This is a genomic window from Microterricola pindariensis (assembly GCF_002936985.1).
Taxonomy (GTDB): Bacteria; Actinomycetota; Actinomycetes; order Actinomycetales; family Microbacteriaceae; genus Microterricola; species Microterricola pindariensis.
The window spans coordinates 1-23432 of the sequence record NZ_MPZN01000011.1; the positions used below are offsets into that span (position 1 = coordinate 1).

General features: G+C 69.9%; 24 protein-coding genes. 10 read left to right on the forward strand and 14 right to left on the reverse strand.

Features of this window, described 5'->3' with window-relative positions:
• Both GY24_RS05060 and GY24_RS05065 read right to left on the reverse strand, forming a co-directional pair.
• Positions 1–1044, reverse strand: a 1044-nt coding sequence (locus tag GY24_RS05060; RefSeq protein WP_104474657.1) for a lipase family protein, incomplete at its 3' end; no start/stop codon positions are given.
• Between the two features lie 123 nt (positions 1045–1167).
• Positions 1168–1587, reverse strand: coding sequence for a hypothetical protein (locus GY24_RS05065; RefSeq protein ID WP_104474658.1), 420 nt, complete (start codon positions 1585–1587; stop codon positions 1168–1170).
• A 164-nt stretch (positions 1588–1751) separates the two neighbouring features.
• Here GY24_RS05065 and GY24_RS05070 point away from each other — a divergent pair, with 164 nt between their 5' ends.
• A complete protein-coding gene (locus tag GY24_RS05070) occupies positions 1752–3257 on the forward strand; it encodes a SulP family inorganic anion transporter (RefSeq protein WP_104474659.1) in 1506 nt (501 codons plus the stop codon).
• Positions 3258–3301: 44 nt separating this feature from the next.
• On the opposite strand, the gene GY24_RS05075 is transcribed toward GY24_RS05070, so the two are convergent.
• The 10 genes from GY24_RS05075 to GY24_RS05120 form a co-directional block, all read right to left on the reverse strand.
• Positions 3302–3685: a RidA family protein gene (locus tag GY24_RS05075; RefSeq protein WP_104474660.1), complete on the reverse strand. Its 384-nt coding sequence runs from the start codon at positions 3683–3685 to the stop codon at positions 3302–3304.
• A gap of 30 nt (positions 3686–3715) precedes the next feature.
• On the reverse strand, positions 3716–4960 hold the full coding sequence (locus GY24_RS05080) for a M20 family metallopeptidase (RefSeq protein WP_104474661.1): 1245 nt from the start codon (positions 4958–4960) through the stop codon (positions 3716–3718).
• Between the two features lie 3 nt (positions 4961–4963).
• Positions 4964–6124 (reverse strand): aminotransferase class V-fold PLP-dependent enzyme, encoded by a 1161-nt coding sequence (locus GY24_RS05085; RefSeq protein ID WP_161498686.1) that lies wholly within the window; start codon positions 6122–6124, stop codon positions 4964–4966.
• A gap of 76 nt (positions 6125–6200) precedes the next feature.
• Positions 6201–6515 (reverse strand): L-rhamnose mutarotase, encoded by a 315-nt coding sequence (locus tag GY24_RS05090; RefSeq protein WP_104474663.1) that lies wholly within the window; start codon positions 6513–6515, stop codon positions 6201–6203.
• Positions 6512–7312, reverse strand: coding sequence for an amidohydrolase family protein (locus tag GY24_RS05095; protein ID WP_104474664.1), 801 nt, complete (start codon positions 7310–7312; stop codon positions 6512–6514). The genes GY24_RS05090 and GY24_RS05095 overlap by 4 nt, the downstream gene beginning before the upstream one ends.
• Positions 7309–8343 carry a Gfo/Idh/MocA family protein gene (locus GY24_RS05100; protein WP_104474665.1) on the reverse strand — a complete coding sequence of 345 codons (1035 nt, stop codon included), beginning with the start codon at positions 8341–8343 and terminating at the stop codon, positions 7309–7311. Before GY24_RS05100 ends, GY24_RS05095 begins: the two co-directional genes overlap by 4 nt.
• Positions 8344–8405: 62 nt before the next feature.
• Complete coding sequence (locus tag GY24_RS05105; RefSeq protein ID WP_104474666.1) at positions 8406–9404, reverse strand: substrate-binding domain-containing protein; 999 nt, start codon at positions 9402–9404, stop codon at positions 8406–8408.
• 131 nt (positions 9405–9535) lie between these two features.
• Positions 9536–10591: an ABC transporter permease gene (locus GY24_RS05110; protein ID WP_067228514.1), complete on the reverse strand. Its 1056-nt coding sequence runs from the start codon at positions 10589–10591 to the stop codon at positions 9536–9538.
• Positions 10588–11397, reverse strand: coding sequence for an ATP-binding cassette domain-containing protein (locus GY24_RS05115; protein ID WP_202972907.1), 810 nt, complete (start codon positions 11395–11397; stop codon positions 10588–10590). The genes GY24_RS05110 and GY24_RS05115 overlap by 4 nt, the downstream gene beginning before the upstream one ends.
• Positions 11398–11550: 153 nt before the next feature.
• Complete coding sequence (locus tag GY24_RS05120; protein ID WP_104474667.1) at positions 11551–12120, reverse strand: helix-turn-helix domain-containing protein; 570 nt, start codon at positions 12118–12120, stop codon at positions 11551–11553.
• 89 nt (positions 12121–12209) lie between these two features.
• On the opposite strand from GY24_RS05120, the gene GY24_RS05125 reads away from it, so the two are divergent.
• The 4 genes from GY24_RS05125 (at position 12210) to GY24_RS05140 (ending at position 16181) form a co-directional block, all read left to right on the forward strand.
• Positions 12210–13889, forward strand: coding sequence for a hypothetical protein (locus GY24_RS05125; protein WP_133161119.1), 1680 nt, complete (start codon positions 12210–12212; stop codon positions 13887–13889).
• Positions 13890–14163: 274 nt separating this feature from the next.
• Positions 14164–14865 (forward strand): TetR/AcrR family transcriptional regulator, encoded by a 702-nt coding sequence (locus GY24_RS05130; RefSeq protein WP_104474669.1) that lies wholly within the window; start codon positions 14164–14166, stop codon positions 14863–14865.
• 24 nt (positions 14866–14889) lie between these two features.
• Positions 14890–15750, forward strand: coding sequence for a 3-hydroxyacyl-CoA dehydrogenase (locus tag GY24_RS05135; RefSeq protein WP_104474670.1), 861 nt, complete (start codon positions 14890–14892; stop codon positions 15748–15750).
• Between the two features lie 158 nt (positions 15751–15908).
• On the forward strand, positions 15909–16181 hold the full coding sequence (locus GY24_RS05140) for a DUF4242 domain-containing protein (RefSeq protein ID WP_083364716.1): 273 nt from the start codon (positions 15909–15911) through the stop codon (positions 16179–16181).
• A gap of 54 nt (positions 16182–16235) precedes the next feature.
• Here GY24_RS05140 and GY24_RS18190 read toward each other — a convergent pair whose 3' ends face one another.
• Positions 16236–19187: an ATP-binding protein gene (locus GY24_RS18190; protein WP_161498687.1), complete on the reverse strand. Its 2952-nt coding sequence runs from the start codon at positions 19185–19187 to the stop codon at positions 16236–16238.
• A gap of 166 nt (positions 19188–19353) precedes the next feature.
• On the opposite strand from GY24_RS18190, the gene GY24_RS17455 reads away from it, so the two are divergent.
• Both GY24_RS17455 and GY24_RS05150 read left to right on the forward strand, forming a co-directional pair.
• Entirely contained in the window at positions 19354–19719 is a 366-nt protein-coding gene (locus GY24_RS17455; protein ID WP_161498688.1) for a hypothetical protein, read from the forward strand.
• 93 nt (positions 19720–19812) lie between these two features.
• Positions 19813–20985: a MarP family serine protease gene (locus GY24_RS05150; protein ID WP_104474672.1), complete on the forward strand. Its 1173-nt coding sequence runs from the start codon at positions 19813–19815 to the stop codon at positions 20983–20985.
• A gap of 13 nt (positions 20986–20998) precedes the next feature.
• Here GY24_RS05150 and GY24_RS05155 read toward each other — a convergent pair whose 3' ends face one another.
• Entirely contained in the window at positions 20999–21535 is a 537-nt protein-coding gene (locus GY24_RS05155) for a DUF2510 domain-containing protein (protein ID WP_104474673.1), read from the reverse strand.
• A 274-nt stretch (positions 21536–21809) separates the two neighbouring features.
• Between GY24_RS05155 and GY24_RS17615 the strand changes: the two genes are divergently transcribed.
• The 3 genes from GY24_RS17615 (at position 21810) to msrA (ending at position 23412) form a co-directional block, all read left to right on the forward strand.
• A complete protein-coding gene (locus GY24_RS17615) occupies positions 21810–22265 on the forward strand; it encodes a pyridoxamine 5'-phosphate oxidase family protein (protein ID WP_161498689.1) in 456 nt (151 codons plus the stop codon).
• Positions 22266–22408: 143 nt separating this feature from the next.
• Complete coding sequence (gene msrB, locus GY24_RS05165) at positions 22409–22894, forward strand: peptide-methionine (R)-S-oxide reductase MsrB (RefSeq protein ID WP_104474675.1); 486 nt, start codon at positions 22409–22411, stop codon at positions 22892–22894.
• The gene (msrA, locus tag GY24_RS05170; RefSeq protein ID WP_104474676.1) at positions 22891–23412 is read left to right on the forward strand and encodes a peptide-methionine (S)-S-oxide reductase MsrA; all 522 of its coding nucleotides are present in this window, start codon (positions 22891–22893) and stop codon (positions 23410–23412) included. Before msrB ends, msrA begins: the two co-directional genes overlap by 4 nt.
• Positions 23413–23432 lie beyond the last annotated feature (20 nt).

Consider the following 23432-nt stretch of genomic DNA (forward strand, 5'->3'; position numbering starts at 1 on the left):
TTGGGCGACGAAGAGCGGAACGGGCATGGCCGCGGCGCCCGGGGTGTTCTCGGCGAGGAGCGAGGCCCACGGCTCCGTCGTGGTGGGGTCGTGCGCGAGGAACCCGCCGATCAGGGGGCGGGCGATGACGTGCAGGGCAGAGTTCTGGCCGAGCAGGCACAGCGCGGCCATCTCCGGGAGCGCGGCGACACCCGCCGGTGTCAGGATCGCCTCGAGTCGGAGGCCTGGCCGGCTGGCCGCATAGGCGGCCGAGTATGCGTCGAAGGCATACGCGCCGATCGTCACCCCTGACACGTCGCCGATATCCGCGGTCAACAGGCCCCCGAGCTCGGTCGCCGGGGCAGCGACGGCCACAGCCTGCAGGCGCAGCTCCGGCGCATAGCTCGCGGCGAGTTGGGCGGCGAACAGCGCAGCGTGGCCGCCTTGCGAATGACCCCAGAGCGCGAGCCTGTCGCTTGCACCGGCCGCGACAAGCTGCCTGGCAGCCCGGGCGGAGTCCAACACGTTGTGCCCTTCCGTCGTTCCGATGAGGAAGGATGCCGGCCCGGCCGAGCCCATGCCGGAATAGTCGCTGGCCGCGACGACATAGCCGGCGTGCACGAGGTCGCGCAGGCCCTCGATCACGTCGAAGGGGTCGATTCCACTTGAGGGGGCGCAGCGCGGGGCTGTGCCCGTCGTCGGATGACCCCATGCCACGACCGTTCGCCCGGCCGGCGGTGAGGCGGTGTCGGGGGCCGCGATGATCCCGGAGACGAGGATGTCGGCGCCGGCCCGGTCGGTCGAGTGGTACAGCACGCGCCAGCCGCGCATCCCGTCCGGCGCGCTCGCCAGTTCCTCGCTGCGCACAAGGGTTCCCGGTGCCGCAGAACGCACGGTGGCGGGGTGGTCGTAGAACGCCGGTTCGCCGCGCTGCTCGGCCGCGCCGGCCTCCAGCCGCCGCACCAGCGTTGCGGCATCGCTGACGAAGGCGAGCAGCAGGCCCGCGACGACGGTGAGCAGCAGCACGCGCAGCAGCAGACGGGGCTCTCGCGCTGCGGGGGTCATGCTCGACTGCCCTCCATCCGCTGGCCGGTGGGCGATGTGATCGAAGCCGGGAATCGGATTCACCATAGCCGGTGCGCTTGTGGCGGGCCAGCCTTTTACGCCGGAGCGAGTGGCCGCTGCCGCTCAGAGGAGGTCATCGGGGGCCACCCAGCGCACGCCGCGGTCGTGACTGATCAGCTGGGCGCGCACCGCGATGCCCGCGGCCGCGCAGCTGGCGCCGAGCGCCCTGGCCCAGCTGCGGTCCAGATGGGTGAGGCGCCGGCCGCCCGGACGCTCCCAGACGAAGACGACCTGGGCCGCGCCGCTGAGCTCGACCGTGTCGCCGATGCGCTCGGCGAGGGTCTCGGCGGCACCGCCGTTCGGGGTGGTCGGGTAGTCCGCCATCGGGATGATGATCGGCAGCTGTCGCCCGGCATCATCCAGCAGAAGCATCCACCACTGTCTTCGGCAGGCGACCCCGATCAACAACTCCACCCGCTCCTGCACGGCGGCGTCGCTATCGAGGGGGATCTGTTGCAGCTCATCGGCTTCGTGCGCGCTCATTCCCCCATGCTGCGCGCCCGAGGCGATGCCTGACCGGGCGCTCTCGAGACGGTGGAGAACTGCGGCATCCGCCCGGCCTGTGCACAACAGCCCCCAAGAACCACAGCCCGCACCCCGAGGAGAGCTCGCCGGAGAGCCGGAGCCGAGCGCCTACGCTGGAACGCGTGCCGAATCCCCCCACCACACACGCATCAGGCAGCCCCGCCGCCGCTCCGCAGACCGTGCGCGAGGTGCTCCGCAACCCGCGCGCGCTCAGCGTGGAGGTGCTGGCCGGCGTCGTCACGACGCTGGCGCTGATTCCCGAGATCATCTCCTTCTCGGTGATCGCCGGCGTCGACCCGCAGGTCAGCCTGCTGGCATCCGTCGTGCTGGTGATATCGATGTCGTTCCTCGGCGGCCGCCCGGCGATGGTCACCGCCGCGGCCGGCGCCGTCGCCCTCGTGGTGGGCCCGCTCGTCAAGGAGCACGGCGTCGAGTACCTGCTGCCCACCGTGATCCTGGCCGGAATCGTGCAGATCCTGTTCGGCGTCTCGGGCCTCGCCCGGATCATGCGCTTCATCCCGCGCTCGGTGATGCTCGGCTTCGTGAACGCCCTCGGCATCCTCATCTTCGTCGCCCAGGTGCCGCACCTGCTCGACGTTCCCTGGCTGGTCTACCCGCTGTTCGCCCTGACGGTGCTGATCGTGCTCGGGCTGCCCCGCATCACGACGGCCGTCCCCGCCCCGCTGGTGGCGATCGTCACCGTGACCGCGATCACGATCATCGCCCACCTGTCGGTGCCGACCGTCGGCGACGAGGGCGCAATCGGCGGCGCACTGCCCGGCCTCACCGAGCTCGCCGTGCCGCTGAACCTGGACACGCTCGCCCTGATCTGGCCGACCGCGCTCAGCGTCGCCTTCGTCGGGCTGATGGAGACACTGCTCACCGCGAAGCTCGTCGATGACATGACCGACACCCGCTCGAACAAGGGCCGCGAGTCCTGGGCGCTCGGCATCTCGAACATCCTGGCCGGGCTCTGGGGCGGCATCGCCGGATGCGCCATGATCGGGCAGACCGTCGTGAATGTGAAGCTGGGCCGGGCCCGCACCCGCATCTCCACCCTCGTCGCCGGCGTCACCCTGCTGGTGCTCGTCACCGCGTTGAGCGGCCTGATGGCGCAGATCCCGATGGTGGCGCTGGCCGCCGTGATGATGATCGTCGCCGTCAAGACGGTCAACTGGCACAGCGTCGCCCCGGCCACGCTGCGCCGGATGCCGCTGCCGGAGACCCTCGTCATGCTGGCCACCGTGCTCATCGTCGTCGTGACACAGAACCTCGCCATCGGGGTGGCGGCCGGCGCGGTCCTGGCGATGGTGCTGTTCGCCCGGCGGGTTGCGCACGTGGTGACGGTGCGGCGCTCGCTCGACGCCGATTGCAGCCGCGCGCACTACACGGTGAGCGGCCCGCTGTTCTTCGGCAGCTCCAACGACCTGGTCGAACAGTTCAGCTACGGCGCCGATCCGGCTGAGGTCACGGTCGACTTCACCGAGGCGCAGATCTGGGATGCCTCGACGGTCGCCGTGCTCGACGCGGTGCAGCAGAAGTACGCCGAGCATTCCGCATCCGTCAGCTTCACCGGCCTGGACGAGCGCAGCACCGCCCTGCACGGCCGTTTGAGCGGGTACCTCTAAGAAGTGGCGGGGTGGCAGGTGCCGACCCCGCCACCAAGCGTTTGTCAGCGCTCGCCGGTGTAGGCGATCGCCTCGATCTCAACGGTGAAACCACCGGCGAGCGCAATGCCGAAGGTGCTGCGCGCCGGGCGGTGCTCACCGAACGCCGCGGCATACTCCTCATTGAAGACGGCGAAATTGCCGATGTCGGTGAGCAGGCACATCGTGCGCACGACGTCGTTGAAGTCGGCCCCGCCCTCGGCGAGCACACTCCTCAAGTTGGCCAGCGCCTGTCGGACTTCCTCGCGGAAGTCGGCCGGGGTCTCGCCGGTCTGGGGGTTCAGGCCGACCTGCCCGGCCGTGAAGATGTAGTCGCCGGCCAGCATGGCTTGGGAGTAGGCACCGCCGGGTGCCGGGGCCTCCGCGGTGAACAACGGTTTCATGGTCATGATTCTCTCCTCGCGTGGGGTGGTGTGGCTCTAGCCACAGAAATCGACGGCGATGCGCGCGTACATGCGGGCAGCCTGGTGCACGCTCTCGACGCTCACGTACTCGTTCGGGCCGTGGGCGCAGGTGAGCACACCCGGCCCGAAGGAGGGCAGCGTGGGGATGCCGAGCTCCGAGTACCAGGGAGCGTCTGTTCCACCGGGGAACACCGCCAGCGGCGGCGCCTCGCCCAGCACGTCGCGGGCGGCGGCCTGGGTGGCGGCGACGAGAGGGTGTTCTGCATCCATCTCGCTCCATGGGATCCAGTCGAGACCCGGCTCGAAGCTGTACTCGACGACGAGTTCGGGATCGGCGGCCCGGCACCCCTCCAGCCAGCGCTCGATGCCCTCGGCGACCTGTTGCTTGGTCATGCCGGGGACGGTGCGCAGGTCACAGGCGAACTCGGCCCGCCCCGGGACCACGCCGAAGAAGGTGCCGCCGTCGAGCATGACGCCGGTGTTCAGCGTGGGGCCGACGCCACCGAGCGGGTGCGCCGTGAACGGCAGCTGGAGTTCTGATCCGATCCTGGTCATCAGCTCGGCCAGTTTGAGCGAGGCGTTCACCGAAGGCATCCGGTCGGAGAGGCTCGAGTGCATCTGCGTTCCCGTGACGATGACCCGGAAGCAGCACACGCCGCGCGAGACGAGGTGGATGCCCTGCCAATCGTGCTCCCAGCCGCTCGGCTCGCCAATCAGGATCGCATCGACGTCCTGGACGAAGGGCGCGACGTACTTGGCCCCGAGCTGGGCGCCTGCCTCCTCATCGGCGATCATGCCGATGACCAGGTCGCCGCGCAGCGGTGTGCCCGTCTCCTTGATGGCGCGGGCGGCGAAGATCATCGCCGCCACGGCGGCCTTCATGTCGGTCGCGCCGAGGCCGTAGATGTTGCCGTCTCGGTGCGTCGCATCCAGCGGCTCGGTGGTCCAGAGCCCCCGCGCCTCGCCGACCGGCTTCGTGTCGGTGTGCCCGTTCAGCATCAGTGTGCGCCCGCCGCCGCTCCCGCGCATCCGCAGGAACAGGCTGGGGCGTTCGTCCGACGGCCCGATCACGCTGAGCTCTCCGAGGCCGAACTCGGTCAGCCGCTCGCTCAGGAACGCGACGATCGCGCGCTCGTCGGCGTGCGGCGGGATCTGGCTGTCGATGGCGATGAGCTGCTCCACGAGCTCAATGAGCTCGTCGCGCCCGGCGTCGAGATAGCCGTCGATCAGCTCGGTGTGTGTCGTCGTCGTTGCGGTCATGGTTCAGACTCCCGTCGTCTCGAATTCGTGGATCGTCGCGGCAACGCCGTCGACGAGGCGGCCGACGTCCTCCCGGCTGTTCATCACGTGGAAGGAGGCGCGCACGCGGCCGTCCCCACCCCACACCAGCACGCCGCGCTCGGCCAGCCGCGCGGCGAATCGCTCGCCGGCCGGGTGCAGGAACGCCAAGTTCCCGGCCGAGCGTGCCGGGTCTGCCGGGGTGATCACGTCTGCGCCGAGTTCGACGAGCGCCGCGCGGGCCTCCGCGACGAGGGCGAGAGCGTGCGCCTCGACCTTGTCGATGCCGAGCTCGAGGATGGTGTCGATGCCCGCACCGAGCCCGGCGATGTCCGCGAGCGCGGGAGCGCCCATCTGGAACCGTGTCGCATCGACGTTCCAGTCCAGTTCCTCGAAACGGTCCTCGGTGAAGATGTTGCCGAGGGAGCGCCAGCCGACGTTGCCGGGGCGGAAGTCGGGCAGCAGCTCCTGATTCCAGATCACGACGCCGACGCCGTAGGGGCCGAGGGTCCACTTGTAGGAAGCGCTGATGGTGATCGCGGCGTGCTGCAGGTCCATGTCGACGACGCCCAGGGAGTGCGAGACATCGACGAGGAGCGGGATGCCGGCGGCGCGGGCGAACCGGCCGATGCCGTCCAGGTCATGGCGGAGGCCGTTCACATAGCCCACGTGGCTCACGGCGATGGCGACGGTGCGCTCGTCACACGCGGCCTCCAGCGAGGCCGTCGGCATCTCCCAGTCGGCGGCGCGGGGTACGACCCGCACCTCGAGCCCGAACTGGCGCAGCCGGAGCCAGGGCGCGAAGACCGCGGGGTGTTCGTACTCATTCACGACGATGTTGTCGCCCGGCTTCCAGTCCCAGCCGTTGGCGACGGCGCTCCACGCGGTCGAGGCGTCGCCGAGCAGCGCGACCTCGCTCGCCGAGCGATGAGTCAGCTCCGCGATGCTCCGCCGGGTCTGGTCCTCGGCGGCGAAGAGCACCTCGCGGCCGCCCTCCCCCATGCTCTTGGCCCGGTAGGAGCCGACGATGGCCCGTTCGACGCGGGCGAGCGCCGGTGAGTGCGCTCCGGTGTAGAGATAGGACTCAGCCTCGAGATTGATGAAGCTGTCTCGGTCCAGCAGCGGCCGATCGCCGGAGCGTTCCATGTTGTTCCTCACGTTGATGTGTTGCGGGCAGTGAATGGGGGCCGTCAGAGACGGGCGGCGCCGAGGGCGGGCCGGATCACGGCATCCGCCAGATCTCCGGCGCGAAGAACAGCTCGCCGTTCTCGTCGAGTGGGTCGTGCATGAGGCGGCGGATATGCGCGCTCCAGCGACGGTTCGCCGGGTCTGCATCGAGTTCGGCGAAGGCCTCGTCGAGCGGGCGCGTGCTCTGCCCCCATGCGATCACGGTGTGACCGCGGCGGAAGAGGGAGTAGTCCTGGATGCCGGCGGCGCGCATCGCGTCGACGACCCCCGGCCAGACCTGATCATGTTCCTGCTCGTAGAGTGCGATCGTGCCTGGCAGCAGTTCGAAGGTGTAGCAGAAGCGGTTCATGGGGTGTCCTTGCCGCAGAGGGTTCGCAGGGTGCCGCCGAGAATCTGGGCGCTCTCGGCGGGAGTGAGTTGCTCGGCCAGCCACGCGGGGACGGCGAATAGCTCCTCAGCGCGCACCGTGTCGAGCCCGGGCGCGAAGTCGGATCCCCAGAGCATCCGCGCGGCCCCGAAGGAGTCGAGCACGGCCAGCGCCGTGTCCCGCGCGCCGTGGTGCGGCGCGACGGGGTCGATCGCGTACAAACCGGAGAACTTCACGGTGACCGACTCGGCCGTGTGCAGGGCGAGCAGGGCCGCGTTCTGGTCGGCCCGGCCCGCCGTCGCCCCCGGGAGACCCAGGTGGCTGATCAGCACCCGCACGGTGTCCAGCGCGCGGATGCGCTCGGACGCGCCGCGCAGCCCCTCGGGGGTGGCGTTGACGCTGAGCAGGGCCGTCCGGGCGCCGAGCAGGCTCCAGAGCTCGTCGCTGAAGGCGTCGATGAGCGCGCCGTCGTCACCGAGGTAGATGCTGAAACCGGCCGCGCCGGCGTCCAGGGCTGCCTCGGCGGCGGCGATCGAAAGCGGGCGCTCCGGGTCGAGGTGAAGGAGCGGCGTCACCCAACCAAGCTCCCGCCCCAGCCCGAGCACGTACTCGTTGTTGCCGTGGAAGCGCGGCTGGCCCTCGTAGCCGACGACGAGGGCATCGTCGATGCCGTGCACGGCCCGCAGCGCCTCATAGTCGGCGAGTTCAGCGCCCGACTCGCGCGTGCCGTGGTAGCCGGTTTCGAAGAGGTGGATGTGGGCGTCGAAGCGGCCGCTCATGCGGGGCACCCTTCGCCGTGTGGCTCAGGCCCGGTCGCGCCGGACTCCGCCGCCTGGATGATGCGGTGTGCAAGCGCGAGGCCATCGATGGCCTCGCCGAGTGTCGGGCCGGCGGGCGCGATACCGAAACGGATCGCGTCGACGAAGGCACGGACCTCCTCACCCAGTGCGCCGTGGCTGCCGCCCGGCGTCAGCGTGTCGTCCACGGCCGCGGCTGACGGGCCGAAGTCGGAGACGCGGGCGCCGAGCGAGAGTGAGAGCGCACCGCTGTCGCCGATCACCTCGAGCGCGTCGGGCAGGCCGCCGGCACCGGCGAGCGACCAGGACACCTGGAAGGACCAGATCGACCCCGAGTCGGTCTTCACCTCCGCCCAGACGACGGCTGGCTGCGCGCGCCCGGCGATGCGCAGTTGGCGCGCGGTGACGGATGTCGGCCTCGAGCCGTCGAGCCAGAGCGCCAGGTCGATGTCGTGCACCATCGTCATCAACACGGGGTGCACGTCGGGGAAGAGGCTGTCGTGCTCGATGGTGCGGTGACGGCGGAAGGAGAGCGCGCGGGGTGTGCCGACGGCGCCCGCTGCGAGCCGGTTGGCGAGCTCGCGGTAGGGCGCGGCGAAGCGCAGGATGTGTGCCGGCAGAACGAAGCCGGCCGCCTGGCCTGCGGCATCCGCCAGCGTGATCGCCTCGTCGGCACGCAGCACGACGGGCTTCTCGAGCAGCACGCTCGCCCCCGCGCGCAGGGCCGCGATGGTCGGGGCGAGGTGATGGGCGCCGGCGGTGGCGATCGAGACGCCGTCGACCTGCTCGTTCGCGAGCAGCTCCTCGATCGAGGCGTACGCCGCCGGTGCCCCGGTGCGCGCAGCCACCGCTCGTGCCCGTTCGAGGTTGCGGTCGACGATGGCGACGAGGCGGCAGTCGGGGTTCGCCCGGTACGCATCCGCGTGGAGCTCGCCGAACTGGCCGGCACCGACAACGGCCACTCGCACGCCGTCGCGATTCTGCGTTGTGTGCGGGTGGCCGTTGTCAGTCATGCTGCGTCGTCTCTCTCAGTGCCGCTGGTGGGTTGCGTGTTGGTGGTGTGTGTTGTGCTGGGTCAGCAGGTCGGCACGTAGATGTAGCGCTGGGCCTCATCGCTGTCGACGTTGTCGCGGTCGATGATGAACGCGGTCACGTACTCCTGGTACTCCAGCGAGGCGGGGTCGAGGCTTCCGTCGACGATCTTGGCGATGCGCTCGACGGAGTCGTAGCCGAGACCGTACGGGTCCTGCGCCACCAGTGCGTCGTAGATGCCGGCCTTGAGGTCGGCGACCTGCGAGGGATCGGCGTCATAGGCGACGAGCTTGACCACACCGGACTTGTTGGCGGCCTGGATCGCGGCCGAGGCACCGGCGGAGGCCGGGGCGAGCGTCGTGTAGATGCCGACGAGATCGGGGTTCGTGATCGCGGCTGCAGCCTTCTGCGAGGCCTTGGCCTGGTCGGCCTCGGAGTACTCGGTCGGCAGAACGGTGACATTCGGGTAGGCCTCGGCCATGCGCTCGGCAAAGCCGTCGACGCGCTCGGCGTTCGCTGCGACACCGGGGAAGGATGCGATCACGAGGACCGTGCCCTTCTCGCCGATCGCCGCGGCGAGGGCGTCAGCGGCGAGTGCGCCGGCGCTCAGGTTGTCGGTGCGGATGTTCTGCATCTCGACCGGCTCGTCGAGGCTGCCATCGACGGTGATGACCGGAATCCCGTCGCCCGCGATGTTCTCGACTGTCTCGATCAAGCCCACCGGGTCGGTCGGAACCAGCACGAGGCCGGCCGGCGATCCCTGCACCGCCGCGTTGATGAGCGGGGTCTGGGTCTGCAGATCCCAGTTGGCGTCACCCTGCCAGTCGAGGTCGACGCCGTACTTGTCTGCGGCAGCCTCGGCGCCGCACTGCATGACCTGGAAGTAGGTTGCTGTCATCTGGGCGGCCACGAAGGCGACGGTCGGCTTGGCGTCGTCGGCTCCTCCCGCGTCGGGCGTTGTACCTGCCGCGCTGCATGAGGTGAGAGCGAGTGCGATGACGGATGCGGCACCGATGACGCTTCCGCGGCTGATGAGTTTCATATTGCGAGACACTGTTCCTCCTTGTTAGATGTGCTGCTGGGTGGCTGATGGTGCGTGCAGGCAGCACCGACCGCGAGGTGCTCTCGCGAGCGGTGTGCCGTGTGGGTCGGATGCGATGCGGCTGGTCGCCGCTACTTGCTCTGGGCCCTGCGGCGCTGGTCGATGCCGACGGCGATGAGCAGGATGACGCCGGTGACGACCAGCTGGTAGAACGAGCCGACGCGCATGATGACGAGGCCGTTGATGAGGATCGCCGGGATGATCGCCGCGATCATGGAGCCGAGGATCGAGGCCCGGCCGCCGAAGAGGCTCGTACCGCCGATGACGACTGCGGCGATGGCGGCCAGCGCGTCGCCCTGGTGCCCCTGGATGTTGGTGGTGAGGAAGCGCGAGATGTCGATGAAGCCGACGAGTCCGGCGATGCCGCCCATGATGACGAAGAGTTTGACGCGCTGACGGCGGATGTTGATGCCGGCGCGTTCGGCCGCCCGCAGCGAGGAGCCCATGCCGAGGGTGTGCACGCCGAACCGGAGCTTCGTCATCGCGAACCAGGCGACAAGCCCGATCACGACGGCGATGACGGCCGGAATCGGGATGATGCCGAAGAGGTCGGCAGAGCCGAAGCCCTTCTGCATCTCGCGCGGAAGAGAGCTCACGTTGATGCCGCCGGTCACGATGTAGGCGATGCCGCTACCGGCGCTCATCATGGCGAGCGTCACGATGAAGGAGCTCACCCGCAACATGTTGACCAGCGCGGCGTTCACGATTCCGAAGAGAACCCCGGTGACGACCGCGGCGAGGAAGCCGAGAAGGATCGCCGTCGCGGCGTTGCTGTAGTCGCCGGCCAGGATCTCTTCCGGGGTGCCGCCGACGAAGGTGATCACCTTCGCGGCCACGACGGAGGAGAGAATGACGTTCGCGCCGATCGAGAGGTCGAGTTCACCGGCCCCGACGAGGAACGTCATGCCGACCGCGAGCAGGATCAGTTGCGCAGAGTCCAGCGCGAGGTTGCGGAAGTTGCCGGCGCTCAGGAAGACGCCGTTCGGCGAGAGCACGCCGAAGAGGAGGATGAGGACGGTCACGACGATGGCGATCATGAACGCCGTCGACGTCACGACCCGACGCGTCGCGCTCGGTTCGCTGCTGTCGAAGGTGACAGCGCCCGGGGGTGTCTGGGTCTGGGTCATGCGGCTTCTCCTTCTGAGGCGTCTGCCTGGGCAGAGAGCATGGTCGTGAGCACGTCGACGAGCTGAAGCCCGGCCGTCGGCATCTGGGCGACGACCTGGCCGTGCCGCATGATCGCGATGCGGTCGGCGAAGTCGAGCATCTTGGGAATGTCGTGGGAGACGAAGATGACGGCGAGGTCGCGGTCGGCGGCCGCACGCACCGCGTCGTAGACCATCTTCGTCTGCTTGGTTCCGAGCGCAGCGGTCGGCTCATCCATGACGATCGCGGCCGTCGCCCACATCACGGCGCGGGCCACCGCGATGGCCTGGCGCTGGCCGCCGGAGAGGGCGCTAACGGGGGCGGTCAGGGAGGGGACCTGAGCGCCGAGCAGGCTCATGGCCTCCTTGGTACGCTCGCGCATCGCCGCCTCGTCCACCTGGCCGATGAGACGGCCGGGACCCTTGACGAGCAGCTCGCGGCCGAAGAAGAAGTTCTGGACGACGGAGAGGTCCGGCGCCTGTGCGAGGTCTTGGTAGACGATCTCGATGCCGAGTTCGCGGGCGTGACGCACCGAGCTCACGTTGACGCTCTCACCGCGCAGGATGAGCTCGCCGGCATCCGCGGAGTGCACTCCGGCGATCACATTCGAGAGGGTCGACTTACCTGCACCGTTGTCGCCGATGAGCGCTAGGACCTCGCCGGGGTAGGCACGAAGCGACGCTCCACGGAGCGCCTGGACATGGCCAAAGCTCTTCGTGATGCCGCGGGTTTCAATGACGGGCATGATGCCCGCGCTGTGTTCCGCCGGGGGGAAGCCGGAATCCATAGCAGTCTCCAATTGACTAACATCTTCGTTCGTTCTACTTACACACCGTTCGCTCTACCGAACGAGATTAGCTAAGCAGACGTTGGATGTCTGGTCAATGGCCTTTTGCCGAATCCTTGTTACGTTCGCGTAAACGAATCGGCCGGCACGACCTCAGACGGCGCTGGGGTACTGCTGGATGACGACGAGCCTGCCGCCGTTCTCACGCGCGTGGTAGAGGTGCGCCTGATCAGCCCTGAACGTCAGCATGTCGCCGGGCGCGAGCAGCACCGCCGCGCCATCCGGGCCAACCTCCACGAGACCCTCCACGCAGATCACGCGCTCAACCACGCCGGGCGCATTGCCGCGCGAATCACGGTGGGCGTTGGCCGCGAGCGTGACGATCGACACCTCCACCTCGCCCGAGTTCCGCCAGCCCGCCATGAGCTGGGCGATGAAGGCATCGCCCTCCCTGGCAATCACAGGAGCCTCGACCAGGCGCTTGAACTCCGTCTCACCGACGCCGGCCTGCCCGATGAACAACCCACCGAGCGAGACGTGGAGCGTCTTCGCCAGGGCCCACAGGGTGTCGAGCGAGGGGTTGCCGTTGCCGCGCTCCAGCTCCGACACCGTCGACTTGGAGATGCCGGCTTCGCGGGCGAGGGCGGAGACACTCATCCCCCGCCGCTCGCGCCACGTTCGGATGTTGTTCGCGAGCGGTGAAGAAGGCTGGCTTTCATTCATAGTGTCGGCTATATTACATATCCATCAACCGTTCGCTCTACCGATCGATCTGTTTTGCCGGATTCCCGGCCATTTCGAGGAGACGATTGATGTCACAACGTAGTCACACCACCGTGAGCGGTCGAGTTACCGTGCTCGGCGCGGATCAGCACCCGCACGCCGCATCGCGCCTGGCCGAGCAGTGGCCCCAGCTGGAGTGGATCCCGGCACCGGCGGGAGCGCCTGTGCCCGACACGATGCCGACGGTCGAGCTGCGTGCAAGCCCCGCCCTGCCGGAGGGCGCATTCCGGATCGAAGTGGATGCGGCCGCGGCGCCGCGGATCCGCGTCCTGGGCGGTCCGTACTCCGGCGTGATCTACGGCGTCGAGGAGCTCGTGCAGCGCCTCGGCGTATCAGAGCCGGGCGGCGTCCGCGTTCCCGTGACCAGCCTCGAGCGCCGGCCGAAGCTGGCCTACCGCACCTTCTGGACCTGGGACCACTCAACCAACTGGGAACTCAATCAGATCGGCCACCAAGAGATCGGGGTGTTCAACCCGTACGGCAAGCCGCCGGGCGGCTTCCTCAAGGACTACAAGCGAATGGTGGACTTCTGCAGCCAGAACCAGATCGCGGCCATCGTGATCTATGGCTTCTTCCGAGATTCACACGGCGGGGTCGAGGCCGCGCAGGAGCTCACCCGCTACGCCAAGGAGCGCGGTGTGCGCATTCTGCCCGGCGTCGCAATCGGGGCATACGGCGGTGTCTACTGGGAAGGGAACAACCAGTACAACCTGGCAACCTGGCTCAACAAGAACCCCGGCTTCGCGGCAGACATGGAGCGCGGGGTCGGCTTCCAGCTGCAAGACCTCAGCTTCCCGCTCAACTTCCCGCGCAGCGACTACACCCGGACGGCCTGCCCCTCCGAGCCAGCGAACATCGAGTGGATGGCGGACGCCCTCTCCTGGCTCGTCGAGACCGTCGACCCCGGCGGCATCAACATCGAGGGCGGGGATTACGGGGTGTGCGGCTGCCCGCGCTGCGTGGCCCGGCGCGGCGAGCGAGAGGCGGCGAGCCGGCGTGACGACGATGCCGAGTTCTGGTCGCACGCCGACATGGCTGACAACTTCCCTCGCCTCTTCGACGCAGCCCGCTCCGCTGGCGACGACCTCTGGCTGTACTGCGAGCTGCAGTGGGACAACCTGCTCGACCCCGCGGCGCACGCGCCGCTGGAGTCGCTGCCGGTCGGCGGGATCTATCAGCACACCTTCAATCGCGGCTACTGGGACCGGGCGAAGAGCGAGTTGACGCCCGAACACATCGCAGCACTCCCGACGACGAACAACGTCATCCGAAGCCAGTTCGCCTGCCAGTGGAACGGCGACGAACGCACCGAGCGCTATGCGTTCAACGCGCCGGTCTTCGCCGAACTCGCCCAGAAGGCCGCCGAGGTCAACATGCAGGGGCTCACCGTGTGGGGCGAGCCATCGCCGTTCCACGTCTCGACGGAACTGAGCTACCTGGCATTCGGCCGCTTCAGCTACGACCCCTCGCTCACCTGGGAGCAGTTCGTCGCAACGGATGTCGCATCTCGCGTGGGCGGCGCCGCTGCAGCGGAGTCGTTCATCGGCCTCATGCAGGAGCTGGACGCCCAACCAGCCCTCGACCCCCGGCGCCTGCTGTCGATCCGGGCCGAGGCCGTCGACGCGGCGAGCAGCCAGTCCGGCGACGCCGTCCGGCGCTGGCTGTGGCTGGCAGACCGCGCCAACCAGCGCGCCTACATGGGGTACTGAGCGCGGCAGATGCGGCGGTGCGGGGCGTGCGGCGAGTGCACGCCCCGCACCGCCGTCTCTTCGCCGTCTGCGCGCCGCGAGCGCAATCGACTCGCCAGAAAACGTCCCAAAACTCCGATTTTGGGACGTTTTCTGGCGAGTGGATGCCGGGATGCGCGGCTCGCGGGCGAGCCGCCGCGGCATCCGCAAAAAGGAGTACAATCATAAATGAGTTCACTCAGTTTTTAGCGGATGCGGGCGAGAGACCCGCGCAGTCGAGCGAGGTGGTGCAGCGATGCCAACAGCCCCTGAACCGAACCCGGCCGGCCGCCGCGAGCGCAACAAGAGCGACAAGCAGCAGCGCATCTTCGACGCCGCCGACGCCCTCTTCGCCGAGCACGGCTACGCCGCCGTCACCACCCAGCAGATCGCGGAGCGGGCCGACGTCGCCGCCGGCACCGTGTTTCGCTACGCCTTGAGCAAGTCCGAGCTGCTCCTCATGGTGCACAACCAGCGCTACCGCCGCGCCCTCGAGTACGCCGAGCTGCACCTGCCGCCGGCCGGGCAGGTCGCCGAGCGGCTCGCCGCGCTGCTCACCCCGATCGTGCATTTCGGTCGCCTGAACGATGAGAACACCGCGGCCTATGGCCAGGCGATGCTGTTCGGCAGCTCGCACGAGCCGTATCGCACCGAGGCGCTGCAGCTGATGGATCGGCTGCAGCAGCGCGTGGCCGAGGTGCTCGCCACCGGCTGGGCGCTGCAGCACGCGGGCTCCCCCGGGCAGCCCGCCCTGCCGGCGCCGGATGCCGCGCCCGCCGCCCGCGCCATCTACGCCGTGCTGCTGTTCGCGTCCATCCAGGCGACGCACACCGACGTGTCGGTCGAGCACGAGCTCGCCGGCATCCTGAGCCAGGTAGACGTGATCTCACGTGGCTACCTTCACCCCGCGCCGGCACACAATGCCACCAGCGCATCCGAGCTGCACGACTCCGTCTAGCTCAGCAAAGTAAGGAAGATACACATGTCTGACATTCGCACCGTCACCGTGCTGGGAACCGGCGTTCTCGGCTCCCAGATCGCCTACCAGGCCGCCTACAGCGGCTTCGCGGTGACCGCCTACGACATCAATGATGCGGCCATCGAGGCCGCCGCGAAGCGCTTCGCCGGGCTCGCCGAGACCTACAAGGCCGAGGTGGCCGGCGCCGCAGACGAGAAGGCCGACGCGGCCCTGCGCAACCTGACGCTGAGCTCGAACCTGGCCGAGGCCGTCGCCGACGCCGACATCGTGATCGAGGCCGTGCCGGAGAACCTCGAGATCAAGCGCGACACCTACGCCAAGCTGGCCGAGCTGGCCCCGGCCAAGACGATCTTCGCCACCAACTCCTCGACCCTGCTGCCGAGCGACATGGTCGGCTTCACCGGCCGCCCGGAGCGCTTCCTCGCCATGCACTTCGCCAACCGCATCTGGGTGCACAACATCGCCGAGGTCATGGGCACGCCCGCCACCGACCCGGCCGTCGTGCAGACCGTGCTCGAATTCGGCGCCGAGATCGGCATGGTGCCGGTCGAGATCAAGAAGGAGAAGGCCGGCTACCTGCTCAACTCGCTGCTCGTGCCGTTCCTCAGCGCGGCCGGCGAGCTGCTGGTCGACGGCATCGCGGAGCCCGTCGACATCGACAACACCTGGCGCATCAGCACCGGCGCCCCGATGGGCCCGTTCCAGATCTACGACATGGTCGGCCTCACCACCGCCTACAACGTCAGCGCCAACGGCGGCCCGAAGCAGCGCGAGTTCGCCGCGCTGATCAAGGAGCGCTACATCGACCAGGGCAAGCTCGGCATGTCGACCGGCGAGGGCTTCTACACGTACCCCGCCAAGTAGCAGCGCTCCCGCTGGTTGAGCCTGTCGAAACCTCTCCGGAGTGATTTCGACAGGCTCAATCGACGGGGTGGGCGGCCCAACCAGCGGGGTGGGCGGCGCAGCACTCGAAATCGAGCGCCCCTCGGAGTAGCCTCGAAACTACTGTTCGAGGAGGCTCCATGCCGTACTTCATCATCGAACGCAGCTACGCCGAAGACGTTCCCGTTCCGCTCGACGCCGCTCCAGACATTGTGCTCATCAACGACGACGCCGAGGTGCGTTGGCTCTACTCCTTCCTCTCGGTTGACCGGCGCAAGAGTTACTGCCTCTACGAGGCGCCCTCCGTCGAGGCCATCCTCGATGCGGCGCGGCTGGCCGGGCTGCCGGCCGATGTCATCACCGAGGTCGACGGACGCATGATGCCGAGCGGCCAGCTGGCCGCCGTCGGTTGAGCACACCCGGCTGAGCTCTCCCGGCTGAACCCACCGGGCTGAGCCGCGGTCCCGCTAGGCCAGCCGGTTCTCCCTGGCGTACTTGGCCGCCTGGGTGCGGTTGTTGGCCCCGATCTTGACCAGGATGCTGCGCACGTGGTTCGCCGCGGTGTGCTCACTGATGACGAGCGCGCCGGCGATCTGCCGGTTGCTGCGCCCGTCGGCAAGCAGGGCGATCACCTCCAGTTCCCGGGCGGTGAGCCCGTCGGGGCGGTGACCCGCGGATGCCGCCTGCTCCCCCGGCCCACCCGGCTGCAGCATCCGCAGCACGCGGACCAGGCCCGCCGGTCTCGCGATGGCCTCGGCCCGCTCGGCGAGCGCGGCCGCCCGCGGTGAGTGCGGCTCGTATTGCCGCAGGAACCGGGCCGTCGCGGCCAGCGTGTAGGCCGCGTGCAGCGGGGCGCCGGTGCGCTCGTCGAGGGCGAGGGCCGCTTCAAAGCGGGCGCCGGGGTCGCCGACGGCGCAGAGGGCGTCCAGCTGCCCCAGGTAGCGGTCGGCGCTGCCGAAGATGGCGACGTAGTAGCCCGACATGACGTTCAGTCCCTCGTACTCGGCGAGCAGCGGGCGCAGCTCGGCCGCCGCCCGCCGATCCCCCAGCCAGAGCGCCGCCTCCACCATGAAGAGCAGCTGGGCGGGCCACTGGCCGGATGCGCGCGCGCCGGCCGCCCTGCGGGCCGGCGCCGCCTCCCGCTCGAGCAGCCAGCGCAGCAGTCGCCGGGCCGGCTCCCGCATCTCCAGCTCGCAGTACAGCGCCAACAGGCCGGGCGCCCACCGCGAGGTCGGCGATTCCTCCCCGGTGACGAGGCCCCGCACGAAGTCGAGCCGCCCGCGCTCGCGGCGCACCATGTAGCTCTGCAGGGCATTGACCCCGAGGCTCAGATCGGAGCGGAAGCCCAGTTCCACGCCGGCAAGCTGCGCGCAGAGCGCTGCGGCATCCGTGAGCCGGCCCGCGATGTACATCCGGCCGAAACGGGCGCAGACCGCCCAGTACTGCCAGTAGCCGCCCCAATGCCTGGCACAGTCGGCGACGCGCTCCTCGGCGGCGAGCATGCCCTGCCCGTCGCCGAGCACGTAGCCACTGACACTCAGGAAGTTGGCGCCGGCTCCGAGCGCATCGCTGTGTGGGCGTTGGCCGAGGGCCACCAGCTCGCGGGCCCGCTCCCGGCGGGCGGCGAGGCCCTGCGGGCGCAGCGACTGCGTGATGCTGGCGCGCAGCACCTGCGGGAGCACGGTCGGGTCGGTGCTACGCCGGGCCAGCGCGATAGCCCGCTCGACCAGCGCCTCGGCCGCGTCGATGTCGCCGGTGAAGGCGATCGCGCGCGAGAGCGCGCCGAGCGCCTCGATGCGCAGCGGGTCGCCGTCGTCGGGAGGGATGCCGCCGAGCGCGGCCGTGAGAATGTCGACGGCGCGGTGCCCGGGCAGCCCGGGCTTCCAGCTGGCCTCCTCGAACTCGATCGCCGCGAGCACGCGGGTGCGCGGCGCGGCCAGCTCGATGACCTGCTCGCAGAGCTCGCGGGCGTGTGCGAAGTCGGTGGCGGCGATCCAGCGCCTGGCGGCCTGCACGCGCAGGCTGTCGCGCTCGGCGGCATCCGAGGTGCATTCGGCCGCGCGCTCGAACAAGCGCCCGGCATCCTCATGGGCCAGCCGCTGGTCGGCCAGCTCGCTGGCCCGGATCAGGTAGCTCACGGCCCGGTCGCCGAAGCCCAGGCTGCGCGCCGCCGAGTAATGGTGGGCCAGGCGCTGCACCCGGTGCGGCGCGGCCGGGAACTGCCGTTCCAGGGTCTGGGCGATGCGCGCGTGCAGGGCAGGCACCCCCGTGGGACCGGCCGCCTCCAGCACGAGCTGCCGGGCGATCGCGTGCACGAAACGGTAGCGCCCGTCCCGGCCCCGCGGGGCCTCCAGCAGGCCGAGGCTCACCGCCAGCTCGACGGTGCGGAACACGAGCGGCCGGGGCACGGCGGGTGGGGCGGCGCTGACTGCCAGCAGCTCGCCGAGGTCCGGTTCCAGCCCGAGCACGGCGGCCAGCGCCAGCACGGTGCGCTGCTGCTCGTCGAAGCGGGCCAGCCGCGACTGGAACAGTTCGCCGATGCTCTGCGGCACCGCGATCGGCTGCCCGGCGGTTCCCGTCTCCGCCTCGACGACGGCCCGCCAGCTCTCGCGCAGCAGGAAGGGATTGCCGCCGGTGAGCGCGTACAGCGTGCCGGCCGAGTGGCCGAGCCCGGCCGAGGGCTGCGCCAACTGCGCGGCGAGGTAGTCGGCGATCTCGCCCGGGTTCAGCGGCGCGAGCTCGCGCGTGCGCACGGCGTCGCTGCTCTGCAGCTCGGCCAGCATCCCGCCGAGGGCCTCGGAGCGTTCCAACGGACCGGCCCGCAGCGTGCCGAGGATCAGCACCCGGGCACCGTCGGCGCGCTCCACGGTGCGGCGCACGAGGTGGGCGAGCAGGCGGATCGCGGTCGGCTCGGCCCAGTGCAGGTCGTCGATCGCGATCACGAGGGGGCGGGCGTCGGATGCCGCGCCGAGCAGTTCGACGACGCCGTCGTAGAGGCGCATCTGGCCGACATCCGGGGCCGCGTCCTGTTCATCGCGTTCCCTCGCCGGGGAGCGGTCGAACACCTCGCGCAGCAGTCGGACGGTGCCGGTTGCGGCATCCGGCTGCTCGTCGTCCAGCCCGGCGAGCAGCTGGCGCACCACCTGGTCGAGCGGTTCGAAGGCGGCGCTGAGCTCCTGGATGCAGGCGCCGGAGAGCACCGCCGCGCCGCGCGCGTGCAGCCGTGTGCAGGCCTCGGCGACAAGCCGAGACTTGCCGGACCCGGCGTCTCCGCTGAGGAAGAGCGCGCCGGCCGAACCCCGGAGCGCGTCCGCCCAGGCCTCGTCGATCCAGGCGAGCTCCTCGCGCCGGGCGACGAAGAGCGGCTGAGCGGAGCTCGTCCATCTCGGCGGCAGCGGTGGAGAGCGCCACGTGCGCATCCCTCCACGATACGCCCGAGCCGGCGCGCCGGCATGGGCGATTTTGACTATGCGGCGGCCCGCCGGGCGCGGACAAGAGGGGCAATCACTGTCATGTGCGGCGGTTGCACGATTCCTAGCGTTGGAACTGCTCGACCTCACCAGAAGGCCGTGGAAGAAGGTCATCATGAACATCCGTACCCCGCTGCTGGCCGCGACGACACTCGCCGCGATCGCGATCCTGACCGGCTTTGCGCCGGCCGGCGGCCCCGACGACGAGCAGGACACGACGGGCGTGGCCGCGGTGCCGCTGCGCATCACCTCGCTCTGCAGCGCCCCCGACTACGTACTCGCCCAAGCCCCTGCAGGTCTCTGCGACAGCCTGTCGAACGAACCGCTCCCGGCCGCGAGCGAGCACTACCACCCGCGCTGGGCGCACGGCAGCCACTCGCCCGGCGTGGAGTCGCTGCGCGCCACCCCGAGCGCGCAGCGCTGCGACGATTCGCCCGGGTCCCCGCTGTACGGCCACCGCGGCTACCGCATCACCTGCTGAGCACCCGGCGCTTTCCCAGCTGGGCGATGGTCGGATGCCGCAGAGTAGTAGTCCCTGCGGCATCCGGCCGTCCGTTCTTTAAAAGGAGACCGCGTGACGAGCTCGCTCATCCTCGACATCGTGGTGGGCCTGATTCTGCTCGGCGCCGCGCTCTCCGGCTGGCGCGCCGGCCTGTTCCGCAGCGCGTTCGGCGCGCTCGGGTTGATCGCCGGCGGCGTCGCCGCCTACCTGCTGCTGCCGCAGATCTCGGCGTGGGCCCCCGCACCCGAGTGGCGCGCGGCGATCGTGATCGGTAGCGGCATCCTGCTGTTGATCGTGGGCAACGCGCTCGGCTCGCTCGTCGGCGGCCTGCTTGGCCGCGGCATGAAGGTCATCAAGTTGAGCGTGCTCGACCGCATTGCCGGATTCGCGCTCAGCCTCGTCGCCACCGCCCTCGTGCTCGGCACGGTGGCGGGCGGCGTCGCCAGCATGGGCGTTCCGCCCGTCACGCAGGCCATCGCCGGCAGCGCGACCCTCGGTTCCATCGACCGGATGACGCCCGACCCGGTGCGCTCCTTCCTCGCCGGCGTGCGCACCTCCGCCATGAACGACGCGCTGCCCTGGGTGATCGACACGATCGCGCCGCCGGAGAACCTGCCGACCGCCGCAGATGTCGACGCCGGCTCGCCCGCGTTGACCGCCGCCGCGGCATCCGTCGTGCGCATCACCGGCACCGCCCCCGCCTGCGGAATCAGCCTGGTCGGCAGCGGCTTCGTCGTGTCGGATGACCGTGTCGTCACCAACGCGCACGTCGTTGCCGGTGTGGAGGAGGCCGTGATCGAGGCGCCCGGCGAGCAGCCGAAGACCGCCCGCGTCGTCTACTACGACGCCGCGACCGACCTGGCCGTGCTCGCCGCCGACGGGCTGGATGCCGCCCCGCTCGACCTCGGCAGTGCGCTGTCGCGGGGAGCCGGCACGGCTGTGCAGGGCTATCCGCTCGGCGGGCCGTTCCGCTCGCAGGCCGCGACCGTCGCCGAGGTGACGAGCATCCCGCGCACCGACGGCAGCTTCGGCCGCGAGGTGTACGCCCTGTCGGTCGAGATCCAGCAGGGCAACTCGGGCGGGCCGCTGCTCGACCAGAGCGGCGACGTGGTCGGCGTCGTCTTCGCGAAGTCCGCCGTCGTCGGCGACATCGCCTACGCGCTGACCCTCAGCGAGCTGGCCCCGGTGGCCGCAGCTGCGCCCGGCCTGGCCGAGCCGGTGTCGTCCGGCGTGTGCGTCGGCTAGGCGCCTGCGTCAGCTAGGCGCCTGAGCCCATCAGGGCAGCCGCCAGAACCGTTATCTGGCGGATCAGGCCGAGAATCCCCAGGATGAGCGCGGCGATGGAGAAGCCGAGACCCGTCTGCTTCGTGACTCCCTGCCCCTCCAGCGCCCGCGCGCGCACCAGGCCCATCGACCCGAAGATGATCCCGAGAACGCTCGGAATCGCCAGCGGATTGAAGATCAGCCCGAAGAGTGCGAGCGCCAGTCCGGCATAGCCGAAGCCGTTGTTTCGGCGGACCGCGCGATCGGCTTCCGTGCGGCTGAGCTTCGCGGGCGGGTAGACGATCGTCTGCTCACGCAGGGTGCCGGGAGCCGTCGCGTAGCTCGCCGGCATCGACGAGTACTGGGGAAACTGCTGCGGCGCCGGAACGGCTGGCGCCAGGGGCGCCGCGGGCGCTGTGGGCGCCGCGAGCGCTCCTGGCTTCGCATACTCTGTCCAGCCCAGGCCGTCCCACCAGCGCAGGGCCGTGGCATCGGCCGGGTCCGGGTACCAACCCGCAGTCGGTGTCTCCATGATGGTCCCCCTGCTCGTGCGCGACTGGCACGCGATCGACGTCGTTGTCGTGCTCCCCGGCCCCTGCCCCGCCGGAATGCCCTCAGTCTGCCGCACGCCTCGAGCTTTCCCGGCAGCCCGCGCACCCCCGTTCGCGGGGCCCTCGGAAACCGTCCGGGACGCTGCGTTCGTCGGAAGCCCGCGACCGCGTGCGCTCGGCCGGAGCCTGCGATCGAAGCCAACCCGGCGTGCTAGCGTGTGGCCACCCATCACCCCTGTGTGGAAGGACTCCCCCGTGACCGCTTCGACAGGACAGCCCGCGTTCACCCTCGACCCGGCCGACGACGTGCAGGCCCGGGCCCTCGCCCGACTGCAGAGCGAGCAGATCGCGTGGTTCACCAGCATCCGCGACACCGGGTTCCCGCACGCGGTGCCGGTGTGGTTCCTCTGGTGGGAGGGCGAGCTGCTGGTGCTCAGCGAGCCGCACGCGGTCAAGGTGCGCAACGTCCGCGGCAACGAGAAGGTGCTCGCGCACCTGGAGGCCGGCCGCGGCGGCGAACACCTCACCGTGCTGGCGGGCACCGCCGCCGTATCACCCGAGCCCACCAGCGCCTGGGTCGACCGCATCGGCGCGGAGTACGCGGCGAAGTACAGCCGCGGCCTGGCCGGCCTGAGCCTCGACATGTCGGGCATGGCCGCGCAGTACAGCGCCGTCATCCGGATGACGCCGACCAAACTCACGGCGTGGTAGCCGCAGTCGGCCGCCGCCGGGGCCGCGGGCGCCCCCGAACTCACAGCCGGGGCACAGCCTTGCGGGAACACCGCCGCCGCGGCATCCGTTCTCTACTGTGACGTCGCGGCCAGCGGCGCCGACTCACCACCAGGAGGAACACAGTGTCCACCGAGTACCGCAAGACACCAGAGTCGCTCGCCCATCTCACCCACGCGCAGCACTTGGTGACGCAGAAGGACGGCACAGAGCCCGCCTTCCACAACGCGTATTGGAACAACCACGATCCCGGCATCTACGTTGATGTCGTCTCCGGGCAGCCGCTGTTCTCGTCCACCGACAAGTACGACAGCGGCACCGGCTGGCCGAGCTTCACCCGGCCGATCGAGCCGGCCGCGGTGACCACGAAGACCGACCGCGCCCTGTTCATGAAGCGCACCGAGGTGCGCTCCAGCAGCGCCGACAGCCACCTCGGGCACGTGTTCGATGACGGCCCGGCGGATGCCGGCGGCCTCCGCTACTGCATGAACTCCGCGGCGCTGCGTTTCGTGCCCGTCGCCGAGCTCGAGCAGCAGGGGTACGGTGAATACCGCGGCCTGTTCGATCCATCCGCACCATCCACAGATTCACAGAGCAAGGAGCAGTCATGACCGCCGCAACCGAAACCGCCATCCTCGCCGGCGGCTGCTTCTGGGGAATGCAGGACCTGATCCGCAAGCGCCCCGGCGTCATCTCCACCCGGGTCGGCTACAGCGGCGGCGACGTGCCGAACGCCACCTACCGCAACCACGGCACTCACGCCGAGGCGATCGAGATCGTCTTCGACCCGAGCGTGACCAGCTACCGCGAGATGCTCGAGTTCTTCTTCCAGGTGCACGACCCGACAACGCCCAACCGGCAGGGCAACGACCGCGGCACCAGCTACCGCTCCGCGATCTTCACCCTCTCCCCCGAGCAGGAGGCCATCGCCCACGACACCACTGCCGATGTCGAGGCCTCCGGCCTCTGGCCGGGCAAGGTCGTCACCACCGTGTCGCCGGCCGGCCCGTTCTGGGAGGCGGAGGAGGAGCACCAGGACTACCTGGAGAAGTACCCCAACGGCTACACCTGCCACTTCGTGCGCCCCGGCTGGGTGCTGCCGAAGCGGGACGCCGCGGCGTCCGTCTAACGACCGGACCGACGCGGATC